Consider the following 11,503-nt stretch of genomic DNA (forward strand, 5'->3'; position numbering starts at 1 on the left):
GATGAGCGGTTATATTTTATGTCAGGTCAAACGGGCGAAAAATCCGTATTATATTTCCAACATCAGCACAAATATTTATTCCATCGAGGAACTGTGCTATTACCTGTACCACAACATCTATCTGCTGGACGAGACCATCATTAACGAGCAGCTGCTGGTGTGGATGAAAGAAGAACTCCACTTAAGAAGACTGTACCAGCGTCTCTACGTCCTTCTGGAGGAGAAAAAGAACATCGGTGAGTTTATCCTGCCGATCTTCAAGGAGATCAATTATCTTTCCCACGATCAGTTCCGTGAGATGAATGAGCGCCTGAAACGGTTCGAGGAGCAGCCGGAGATTGTGCGGAAAAAAATCAAGGGAGATTACCTTGTCGACCACGAAAAATATATCAATGCGATCCAGGTTTACCAGGAAACGCTGAAAGATACCGAGGAAAACGAAACCAACATGGGAAGCCAGTTCACCGGAAGTATTTACAACAACATGGGCTGTGCCTACGCAAGTCTGTTCCAGATGAATGAAGCACTTACGTGCTTTCAGAAAGCAAATGAAGAGCTGCACACGAAAGCATCGTTAAAGAGCTGGCTGTTTGCGGTCTACATGAGCAAAGGACAGGATGCCTATGAGCAGATGTGCACCGAACGGAAAGTGGATGCCGAGACGAAACGGGAGATGGACCGCCAGATCACCGAGGCAATGCAGGTCGAGCTCCCGCGCGATCTGGACGAAGCTCTTGCGGCGTGGACACGGGAATATCATAAAAATACCGGACTTTGAACAAAAAGAGCAAAAAAATTACTTGACAGCAAAAAAGAATGGGACTATAATACGGCCCATAAGAAAAAATAAATACTTTGAAACCGATGAAGTGGAGATAACGTTGGAAGCGCACTCACAGAGAGCCCGGGAAGGTGGAAGCCGGACAGAAAGCGGATCAGCAAATGGACCACGGAGGGTACAGGGAAAAGCGGGAAACCGTCTGAGTATTCTGTAACGTGCAGGCATACGTTAGTTGCCAGGAATATGATCGTATTCTGCAGAGCGTGTGAGCAATCGCAAAACAAGGTGGCACCACGAGTATAAAAATATACCCGCCCTTGGCAAAGAACAAAGTGATTCTTTGCCGGGGGCGGTTTTTTGTATATCAGAAATTGGTTCTGAGGACCAGTGTTGATGACAGCCTTTGCAGACACAAGGAGAGGAGATAACAAGATGAAACAGATGACGTTAGAAGAAATTTCAAAAGCAGCCGCATCGGGAGCTTTTCGGAAAATCCCGGTAAGCAGAGAAATTTATTCGGATATCCGTACACCAGTAGAAACACTGAAAGTCCTGCAGGGCGTCAGCAGCCACTGCTACATGCTCGAAAGCGTGGAGGATAAAAAACAGTGGGGAAGATACACCTTCCTCGGCTACGATCCGTCTCTGGAACTCACCTGTGTCAACGGAAACCTGACAATCACCGCCGATGCGGCAGAGATGAAAAAAGTAGAAGATATTCCAGAAAGCTGCAAAGAACAGCTTCCGACCGGACAGATCCGGCTGACCGCAAAGACAGCCCATCCGGGAGCCGTCATCAAAACCCTGATTGAGAAAAATAAAAGTCCGAAGATCGCGACACTGCCGACCTTCACCGGCGGCCTCGTCGGATACTTCTCTTACGATTACATCAAGTACAGCGAGCCGACCTTAAAGCTGGACGCAGAAGATCAGGAACATTTCAAAGATGTCGACCTGATGCTGTTCGATAAGGTCATCGCCTATGATAATTACCGTCAGAAAATCGTACTGATGATTAATATCGAAACCGAAAATCTCGAAGAAAATTACGTAAAAGCCGTACAGGAACTCGAAAAAATGGAAGAGCTGATCCGCTTTGGAAAACCGGCCGAGACGAAAGCCGGCCACCTGAAATCCGAGTTCCGCCCGCTCTTCGATGAGAAAGCGTACTGTGAGAAAGTCGAGCAGGTCAAACATTATATCCACGAGGGAGACCTCTTCCAGCTCGTTCTCTCCAACCGGCTCGAAGCTGATTTTGAGGGAAGCCTCCTCGATACGTACCGCGTCCTCCGAACGACGAACCCGTCGCCGTACATGTTCTACTTCTCGAGTGATGATGTCGAGATCGCCGGTGCATCCCCGGAAACTCTCGTAAAAGTCGAGGACGGAGAGGTCCGGACCTTCCCGCTTGCCGGAACGCGGCCGAGAGGAAAGAGCTATGAAGAAGATCAGCGGCTGGAAAAAGAACTCTTCGCCGATGAAAAAGAGCGTGCCGAGCACAACATGCTGGTTGATCTGGGAAGAAACGATCTCGGAAAGATCTGTGATTTCGGAACTGTGGAAGTAGAAAAATACATGTCAATCGAGCGTTACTCCCACGTCATGCACATCGGTTCCACTGTAAAAGGACAGCTTCGGAAAGACAAGACCGCAGTAGATGCCATCGATTCCGTTCTCCCGGCCGGAACCCTCTCCGGTGCACCAAAGCTCCGTGCCTGCCAGATCATCAACGAGCTGGAAAACAACAAGCGCGGCATTTACGGCGGTGCGATCGGCTATCTGGATTTCACCGGAAATATGGACACCTGCATCGCGATCCGGCTTGCGTTTAAGAAAAACGGAAAAGTGTTCGTCCGCTCCGGCGCCGGCATTGTAGCCGACAGCGTACCGGAAAAAGAGCATCAGGAATGCATCAATAAAGCAAAGGCCGTGATGGTCGCACTTGCAGAGGCAGAAGGAGGAAGCAACTTATGATACTGCTGGTAGATAATTATGACAGTTTTTCCTATAACCTGTATCAGCTCGCCGGTTCGATCAATCCGGACATGAAGGTCATCCGGAACGACGAGATGACGATCAACGAAATCCGCGCACTGGCACCGGCATCCATCATTTTATCTCCCGGACCGGGCCGTCCGGAGCAGGCAGGCCGATGCATGGAGATTGTAGAAAAATTAGGCGGCGAGATCCCGATCCTCGGTGTCTGCCTCGGCCATCAGGCAATCTGTGCCGCGTACGGCGCGACCGTCACCTATGCGAAACAGCTGATGCACGGCAAACAGTCCGAGACAACGCTGGATCTTATCTCGGAATTATTCCAGGGGCTGCCGGAAACCGTTCCGGTTGCAAGATACCATTCCCTCGCAGCTGATGAAGCGACACTGCCGGAAACCTTAAAGGTAACGGCAAGAACTGCAGACGGCGAGGTCATGGCAGTCGAGGACAGTGAGAAAAAGATCTACGGAGTCCAGTTTCATCCGGAATCCATTCTGACCCCGCAGGGCAGACAGATGGTAGAAAACTTCTTAAAAATTACAAGATAGATCACAGGACAGCAAAGAAAGAGAGAAACAGAATATGATTCGGGAAGCGATTGTAAAACTGGTAAATAAAGAGAACTTAACCTACGAGATGGCAGAGGGCGCCATGGATGAAATCATGGGAGGAAAAGCCGATCCGACCCAGATCAGCGCATTTTTAACTGCCATGACGATGAAAGGCGAGACAATCGAAGAGATCACCGCATGTGCCAACGGCATGAGAAAGCACGGTGTTCACATGGAACATGACAAGGATGTTCTGGAAATCGTCGGAACCGGCGGAGATAAATCCAATTCCTTCAACATTTCCACAACAGCATCCCTTGTGATCTCTGCAGGCGGCGTCGCAGTTGCAAAACACGGAAACCGCGCCGCATCGAGCAAATCCGGCGCAGCCGACTGTCTCGAAGCGCTCGGCGTCAAAATCGACCTGGAGCCGGAGAAAAACAAAGAAGTTCTGGAAAAACTTGGAATCTGTTTCCTGTTCGCACAGAAATACCACATGTCCATGAAATACGTGGCACCGGTCCGCAAGATGCTCGGCATCCGGACCATTTTCAACATCCTCGGACCGCTGACCAACCCGGCAGCAGCCACGATGCAGGTGATGGGTGTCTACGAGGAAGCCCTTGTCCGCCCGATGGCAGAAGTTCTCTTCAATCTTGGTGTCAAACGCGGCATGGTTGTCTACGGCCAGGACTGCCTCGATGAAATTTCCTTAAGCGCACCGACAAGCGTCTGCGAGATCAAGGACGGAACGTTTGAGGAATACGTCATCACACCGGAAGAGTTCGGCATGACCCGCTGCACCAAAGAAGAGCTGGTCGGCGGAACTCCGCAGGAGAATGCTGAAATTACGAAAGAAATTCTTGCAGGAAAGAAAGGCCCGGCAAGAGACGCTGTTGTCCTGAATGCCGCCGCAGCCCTTCATGCAGCAAAAGAAATCCCGATGCAGGATGCTGTAAAACTGGCAGAGGAGCTGATCGACAGCGGAAAAGCACAGAAAAAACTCGAAGAGTTTGTGTCACTCACCAACAAATTGGCAGAAGAGGAATAAACATATGATACTGGAAACGATTGCAGAAGCCACAAGAAAACGTGTCGCTGCAGAAAAAGAGAAGTGTTCTCTTGCAGAAATGAAAGAAAAAGCAACGGCGATGAACCCGGACACCGGATTCCCGTTTGAACAGACGCTGAAAAAGCCGGGCATGTCCTTTATCTGCGAGGTAAAAAAAGCCTCCCCGTCGAAGGGCATCATCGCAGAAGATTTCCCCTATCTGGAGATCGCAAAGGAATATGAAGCGGCCGGTGCCTCCGCCATTTCCTGCCTGACTGAGCCGGAATACTTCAAAGGCGACAAGCGTTACTTAAAAAAAATTGCAGAAACCGTATCCATCCCGGTTCTGCGGAAAGATTTTACCGTGGATCCCTATATGATCTACGAGGCAAAGGTGCTCGGAGCCACCGCTGTCCTTCTGATCTGTGCGCTGCTGCCGGAGGAAACCTTAAAAGAATATCTGGAAACAGCGCATTCCCTCGGCCTTTCCGCTCTTGTGGAAACCCACGATGAGGCGGAGGTTGCACAGGCCATGCGCGCCGGAGCAAGGATCATCGGTGTCAACAACCGCAACTTAAAAGATTTCACGGTCGATATCCACAACAGTGAGCGGCTGCGGGAGCTTGTCCCGGAAAACATTGTTTTCGTATCCGAGAGCGGCATCAAAACGCCGGAGGATGTCGGAAGACTGTATCAGAATAAAACCGATGCCGTTCTGATCGGCGAAACGCTGATGCGGAGCAGCAACAAAAAAGCAGAGCTTGAAAAACTCTCTTCAATGTGTTAAAGTGGTAACGTAAGTGCGCAAAACAAAACAGAGCGCACGGGGAGTCAAACGTTATGGAAGAACAGACCAGAATCAAAATCTGCGGGCTCACACGGCTGGAAGACATCGATGCGGTGAATGAGCTGAAGCCCGAATATGTCGGCTTTGTCTTTGCAAAAAGCCGCAGACAGATTACAAAAGAACATGCCGTGACGCTGCGGCGCTATCTGGATCCCGAAATCCAGGCGGTCGGCGTCTTTGTGAACGAGCTTCCGGCGATTGTCGCAGGATACCTCGAAGAGGGCGTCATCGATCTGGCACAGCTCCACGGAAATGAGAGTGAAGAATATATCCATTCGCTCCGGTTCCGCACCGGCGGGGAACTGATCAAGGCATTTTCCATCAAAACCAGGGAGGACGTCGAAAAGGCGAAAAAAAGCAGCGCCGATTACATCCTTCTCGACCACGGAAAAGGCGGTACCGGCGAATCGTTCGACTGGTCACTGATCAGAAACATGGACCGCCCGTATTTCCTTGCGGGAGGCCTGAACGCCGAAAATGTGGAACAGGCGATTTTACAGACACATCCCTTCGCCGTCGACATCAGCAGCGGTGTCGAGACAGACGGCGTAAAGGACCCGAAAAAAATCACAGAATGCATAAGGAGGATAAGACATGTCTGACGGAAGATTTGGTATTCACGGAGGCCAGTACATACCGGAAACTCTGATGAATGAAATTATCAATTTGGAAAAACAGTACAATTATTATAAAAACGATCCGGAGTTCTGCCAGGAGCTCGATGACCTGCTGAAAAATTACGCGGGCCGCCCGTCCCTTCTCTACTACGCAGAGAAAATGACAAAGGATCTCGGCGGAGCAAAAATTTACCTCAAACGAGAGGATCTGAACCACACCGGAGCCCACAAAATCAACAACGTGCTCGGACAGTGCCTCCTCGCAAAAAGAATGGGAAAAACCCGTGTCATCGCAGAGACCGGAGCCGGCCAGCACGGTGTGGCAACCGCAACGGCAGCAGCGCTGATGGGACTTGAGTGTGAGATCTTCATGGGAAAAGAAGACACCGACCGTCAGGCCCTCAATGTATACCGGATGGAGCTTCTCGGTGCAAAAGTAAATGCCGTTACTACCGGAACTATGACCTTAAAAGATGCCGTCAATGAGGCGATGCGCGAGTGGGTATCACGTGTCGATGACACCCACTACGTTCTCGGTTCCGTTATGGGCCCGCATCCGTTCCCGACCATCGTCCGCGATTTCCAGGCTGTCATCAGCAAAGAGGCAAGAGAGCAGATCCTCGAAAAAGAAGGAAAACTCCCGAAAGCCGTCATGGCATGCGTCGGCGGCGGAAGCAATGCGATGGGTATGTTCTATAACTTCATCAATGACAAAAATGTCCGCCTGATTGGATGCGAGGCAGCAGGACGCGGCGTCAACACCGCAGAGACTGCAGCAACCATTGCAACCGGAACACTCGGCGTCTTCCACGGTATGAAATCCTACTTCTGCCAGGATAAATACGGTCAGATCGCACCGGTTTACTCGATTTCCGCAGGCCTTGACTACCCGGGCATTGGACCGGAGCATGCATATCTGCATGACATCGGCCGCGCCGAATACGTTCCGGTAACGGACGATGAGGCAGTAGAAGCTTTTGAATACCTCGCAAGAACCGAGGGTATCATCTGTGCGATCGAGAGTGCCCATGCAGTAGCCCATGCGATGAAGATCGCAAAAGAATTTGATCCGGAAGACTCCATCATCATCTGCCTGTCCGGACGCGGAGACAAAGACGTAGCAGCCATTGCAAGATACAGAGGGAGGGACCTTCATGAGTAAAGTAACAGAAGCATTTTCAAACAGCAAAGCATTCATTCCGTTTCTGACAGCCGGAGACCCGAACATTGAAAAAACAGAGAATTATATTCTGGAGCTCGAAAAAGCAGGCGCAGACCTGATCGAGATCGGAATCCCGTTCTCGGATCCGATTGCCGAGGGCGTTGTCATCCAGGAGGCAGACCTCCGTTCCTTAAAAGCCGGAACTACCACCGATAAAATTTTCGATATGGTAGCCTCCGTGCGCAAAAAAACAGACATTCCGCTGGTGTTTATGACCTACTTAAACCCGGTGTTCCATTACGGATACGAGCCGTTCTTTACAAAATGCGAGGAAGTCGGCATCAATGGCATCATCATCCCGGATATGCCGTATGAGGAAAAAGGCGAATTAAACGATATTGCGCGCAGCCATCAGGTAGATGTCATTTCCCTGATTGCGCCGACGTCTGAGCAGCGCATCCAGAAAATTGCCGCAGACGCCGAAGGTTTTATCTACCTCGTATCGTCTCTGGGCGTTACCGGTGTCAGAAGCGAGATCAAGACAGACCTCGATTCCATGATCGCCGCAATCCGCAAAGTAACCGATATTCCGGTAGCCGTAGGCTTCGGCATCAACACGACCGATCAGGCGGCCAACATTGCAAAAATTGCGGACGGTGTCATCGTCGGAAGCGCTATCGTCAAAATGATTGCGAAGTACGGCACTCATGCGGAGCAGCACATCTATACGTATGTCCGCATGATGAAGGAAGCTGTCATGACAGCAAATAAATAAAACCCGCGTCATTGCGTGTTTGAAAAAACTGTGTTAAGATGAGAGCGTGTCTGAAACAAACCGTTTTGGACACGCTTTTTCAACGTAAAATACCTGACCGGCTTTCGAAAAAGCCGGATAGAATATGGAGGAAAAACGTGTTAGATGTATGTTTACTGGGAACAGGCGGTATGATGCCTCTGCCAGGCAGACGCCTGACCGCCCTGATGACCCGATACAACGGAAGCAGCCTTCTGATCGACTGCGGCGAGGGAACCCAGGTTGCCATCAAGGAAAAAGGCTGGACCTTTAAGCCGATTGATGCCATCTGCTTCACCCATTACCACGCAGACCACATCAGCGGCCTTCCAGGACTTCTCCTGACGATGGGAAACACTGACCGGAGAGAACCGCTGACCATGATCGGCCCAAAAGGCCTGGAGCGCGTCGTCAATTCGCTGCGCGTCATCTGCCCGGAGCTGCCGTTCCCGATTGTATTTCACGAGGTGACAGCGCCGGAGGAAGTGATCGAGATGAACGGCTACAAAATCACAGCCTTCCGCGTGCAGCACAATATCACCTGCTACGGCTATTCGCTGGAAATCTCCCGCAAGGGAAAATTCGATGTGGAGCGCGCTAAAGCACAGGAAATTCCGATTAAATGCTGGAATCCGCTGCAGAAAGGCGAGACTGTCACCCTGGATGGAAAGACGTATACGCCGGACATGGTCCTCGGCCCTGCCAGAAAGGGACTGAAGGTGACCTACTGCACCGATACCCGCCCGATTCCGTCGATCTCCGAACATGCGAAAGGCTCCGACCTTTTCATCTGCGAGGGAATGTACGGCGAGCCGGAAAAACAGGCAAAAGCAAAAGAATTTAAGCATATGACCTTCTACGAGGCGGCAAAACTGGCAAAAGATGCCGAGGCTGCCGAAATGTGGCTGACCCACTTTTCCCCGTCGCTCGTCGGCCCGCAGCGGTACATGGATGAGGTACAGAAGATTTTCCCGGCCGCAGAGCTTGGAAAAGACGGAAGATCAGTAGAACTGTTATTTGAAGAGGAAACGAAAAATGAGTGAAAAAGATACCCTGATTCTTGCAATTGAGAGCTCCTGCGATGAAACCGCAGCCTCCGTCGTGAAAAACGGAAGATGTGTGCTGTCTAACATTATTTCATCCCAGATCGCCATCCATACCCTGTATGGCGGTGTTGTGCCGGAAATTGCATCCAGAAAACATATCGAAAAAATCAACCAGGTTGTAGAAGCGGCCTTAAAAGAAGCCGATGTCACTCTGGATGATATCGATGCGATCGGTGTTACGTACGGCCCTGGTCTTGTCGGCGCACTTCTCGTCGGCGTGGCAGAGGCAAAAGCGATCGCCTATGCAAAAAAGAAACCGCTGGTCGGCGTTCACCATATTGAAGGCCACGTCTCGGCGAACTATATCGAACACCCGGATCTGGAGCCGCCGTTCCTGTGTGAAATCATCTCCGGAGGCCATACCCATCTTGTCATTGTAAAAGATTACGGTTCTTTCGAAATCCTCGGAAGAACGAGAGACGACGCAGCCGGAGAAGCCTTCGACAAGGTAGCCCGTGCCATCGGACTCGGCTATCCGGGCGGACCGAAGATCGACAAGCTGGCAAAAGAAGGAAACCCGCACGCCATCGACTTCCCGCGTGCCCACATGGAGGATGCGCCGTATGACTTCAGCTTCAGCGGCGTAAAATCTGCCGTTTTAAACCATCTGAACAAATGCCGGATGACAGGCGAACCAATTGTCGAAGCAGACATCGCTGCGTCCTTCCAGCAGGCCGTTGTGGACGTTCTGGTGGATAATGCCATCCGTGCGGCCAAAGATTACCATATGGACCGTCTGGCGATCGCCGGCGGCGTTGCATCGAACGGGGCACTCCGCGCGGCGATGGAAGCAGCATGTGAAAAAGAGGGCATCCGCTTTTACCGTCCGTCCCCGATCTTCTGTACCGACAATGCGGCCATGATCGGTGTGGCAGCTTACTACGAGTACCAGAAGGGAACCCGCCACGGCTGGGACCTGAATGCCGTACCGAACCTGAAGCTTGGAGAACGATAAGAAAAAGAAACTTCCGCAGCAGAACGGAGAAGAGAGATCTGCTGCGGAGTTTTTGCATTTGTAGAAAACGGAGGAAAAGATGAGCGAGAAGAAAGAAAAATACACTGTGGTTGTCCTGGCAGCCGGAAAGGGAACCCGGATGGGCGGAAGCGTAGCAAAACAGTTTCTGGAAATCGGAGGAAAACCAGTCGTGGTTTACGCGCTGGAGGTTTTTGAACATTCGCCGGAGATTGACCAGATCATTCTTGTGACAGGTGCGGATAAAATAGAATACTGTCAGAAAGAGATTATCGAAAAATATGGAATTAAGAAAACTGTTTCCGTATGCGCAGGCGGAAGGGAACGGTATGAATCTGTCTGGAAAGCATTGCAGACGCTGAAAAGCCTGGAAAGCGAACAGGATCAGAAGACCGATTACGTTCTGATTCACGATGGCGCCCGCCCGTTTTTAAACCAGGAAATGCTGGAACGTCTCTGCGCATGTGTAAAAGAAGAAAAAGCCTGTGTCCTTGGCATGCCGGTCAAGGATACCATCAAGCTTACCGATGAAAACGGAAAAATCAGGGAAAGCCCGCGAAGAGATCTCGTATGGCAGGCACAGACCCCGCAGGCCTTTGCAGCAGAGCTTCTGTTTCCGGCATTCGAAAAACTGATGCAGCATTCCACAGAAGGAATCACCGACGATGCCATGGTTGTGGAGCAGGAGATGGGAATCGCATCAGTGATGGTAAAAGGCGGCTATGAAAATATAAAAATCACAACACCGGAGGATCTGCTCGTTGCAGAGAGCTTTCTGGCAGAAAAATAGAAAAAAGCAAAATACAGAAAGCAAACTATAAATGGATAAAAACAAATGTGTGAATTGCAAAACAGGGAAAAACAGCGAAAACGAAAAAGAAATTGAAAAAAATGTAAAAAAAATTCAAAAAAGTGGTTGACATTCTGAAACACTGCTGATATAATAACGAATGTCGCTGAGCGAGAGAGATAAAAACGCAAAGCTGACAAGCCAAAAACTGAGATGATTTCGGGAGTTACCGAGATTTGAATTCACACACGGAGAGGTATCGAAGCGGTCATAACGAGGCGGTCTTGAAAACCGTTTGTCCGAAAGGGCGCGTGGGTTCGAATCCCACCCTCTCCGCTCAAAACTCAGTTAATTGAATATCTGATTATGAATCAGGCAAACTATGGAGAAGTACCCAAGCTGGCTGAAGGGGCTCCCCTGGAAAGGGAGTAGGTCGTTAATAGCGGCGCGAGGGTTCAAATCCCTCCTTCTCCGCTCGGCTTTGAAAAAAAGTTGAAAAAAGTTCTTGACAAATGCAAATGAGTTTGATAAAATAAACGAGTTACTGATCGAGAGAACAGCAAAGATCCTTGATAATTAAACAATGAAACACATCCTCGAAAGTTCTGAATAAGTAATTCAAAACGATCGAAAGATCCTTTAAAACAGTAAAAGGGATAAATTAGCTAGTATGTTGATTTTGAACTTGGAACAAATCTTTTATCAGAGAGTTTGATCCTGGCTCAGGATGAACGCTGGCGGCGTGCTTAACACATGCAAGTCGAGCGAAGCAGTTAAGTTGATTTCTTCGGATTGATTCTTAATTGACTGAGCGGCGGACGGGTGAGTAACGCGTGG

Annotated in this window: 11 protein-coding genes, 2 tRNA genes and 1 rRNA gene (1 of these 14 only partly in view); all 14 read left to right on the forward strand. The window is 50.1% G+C overall.

Annotation, left to right across the window (positions count from 1 at the left end; all coding sequences use genetic code 11):
- Position 1 precedes the first annotated feature (1 nt).
- Positions 2–778 (forward strand): hypothetical protein, encoded by a 777-nt coding sequence (locus tag DXD02_RS06155; protein ID WP_022462659.1) that lies wholly within the window; start codon positions 2–4, stop codon positions 776–778.
- Between the two features lie 435 nt (positions 779–1,213).
- Complete coding sequence (gene trpE, locus DXD02_RS06160) at positions 1,214–2,755, forward strand: anthranilate synthase component I (protein ID WP_118666560.1); 1,542 nt, start codon at positions 1,214–1,216, stop codon at positions 2,753–2,755.
- A complete protein-coding gene (locus tag DXD02_RS06165; RefSeq protein WP_118666561.1) occupies positions 2,752–3,324 on the forward strand; it encodes an anthranilate synthase component II in 573 nt (190 codons plus the stop codon). The genes trpE and DXD02_RS06165 overlap by 4 nt, the downstream gene beginning before the upstream one ends.
- A gap of 34 nt (positions 3,325–3,358) precedes the next feature.
- The gene (gene trpD / locus DXD02_RS06170) at positions 3,359–4,378 is read left to right on the forward strand and encodes an anthranilate phosphoribosyltransferase (protein ID WP_118666562.1); all 1,020 of its coding nucleotides are present in this window, start codon (positions 3,359–3,361) and stop codon (positions 4,376–4,378) included.
- A gap of 4 nt (positions 4,379–4,382) precedes the next feature.
- Complete coding sequence (trpC, locus tag DXD02_RS06175) at positions 4,383–5,165, forward strand: indole-3-glycerol phosphate synthase TrpC (protein WP_118666563.1); 783 nt, start codon at positions 4,383–4,385, stop codon at positions 5,163–5,165.
- Positions 5,166–5,218: 53 nt separating this feature from the next.
- The gene (locus tag DXD02_RS06180; protein ID WP_055228636.1) at positions 5,219–5,827 is read left to right on the forward strand and encodes a phosphoribosylanthranilate isomerase; all 609 of its coding nucleotides are present in this window, start codon (positions 5,219–5,221) and stop codon (positions 5,825–5,827) included.
- The gene (gene trpB / locus DXD02_RS06185; protein ID WP_022462653.1) at positions 5,820–7,004 is read left to right on the forward strand and encodes a tryptophan synthase subunit beta; all 1,185 of its coding nucleotides are present in this window, start codon (positions 5,820–5,822) and stop codon (positions 7,002–7,004) included. The genes DXD02_RS06180 and trpB overlap by 8 nt, the downstream gene beginning before the upstream one ends.
- Complete coding sequence (gene trpA, locus DXD02_RS06190) at positions 6,997–7,779, forward strand: tryptophan synthase subunit alpha (RefSeq protein WP_055219903.1); 783 nt, start codon at positions 6,997–6,999, stop codon at positions 7,777–7,779. The genes trpB and trpA overlap by 8 nt, the downstream gene beginning before the upstream one ends.
- A gap of 137 nt (positions 7,780–7,916) precedes the next feature.
- Positions 7,917–8,840 carry a ribonuclease Z gene (locus DXD02_RS06195; protein WP_022462651.1) on the forward strand — a complete coding sequence of 308 codons (924 nt, stop codon included), beginning with the start codon at positions 7,917–7,919 and terminating at the stop codon, positions 8,838–8,840.
- Positions 8,833–9,858: a tRNA (adenosine(37)-N6)-threonylcarbamoyltransferase complex transferase subunit TsaD gene (gene tsaD / locus DXD02_RS06200; RefSeq protein ID WP_022462650.1), complete on the forward strand. Its 1,026-nt coding sequence runs from the start codon at positions 8,833–8,835 to the stop codon at positions 9,856–9,858. The genes DXD02_RS06195 and tsaD overlap by 8 nt, the downstream gene beginning before the upstream one ends.
- A 79-nt stretch (positions 9,859–9,937) precedes the next feature.
- Complete coding sequence (ispD, locus tag DXD02_RS06205) at positions 9,938–10,666, forward strand: 2-C-methyl-D-erythritol 4-phosphate cytidylyltransferase (RefSeq protein ID WP_118666564.1); 729 nt, start codon at positions 9,938–9,940, stop codon at positions 10,664–10,666.
- 250 nt (positions 10,667–10,916) lie between these two features.
- Positions 10,917–11,002 (forward strand) — tRNA-Ser (locus tag DXD02_RS06210).
- A 48-nt stretch (positions 11,003–11,050) separates the two neighbouring features.
- Positions 11,051–11,140 (forward strand) — tRNA-Ser (locus DXD02_RS06215).
- A 225-nt stretch (positions 11,141–11,365) separates the two neighbouring features.
- Positions 11,366–11,503 (forward strand): 16S ribosomal RNA (locus DXD02_RS06220) (it continues 1,440 nt past the right edge of the window).

Source organism: Blautia sp. TF10-30, from assembly GCF_003481245.1.
GTDB classification, from domain to species: domain Bacteria; phylum Bacillota; class Clostridia; order Lachnospirales; family Lachnospiraceae; genus Fusicatenibacter; species Fusicatenibacter saccharivorans.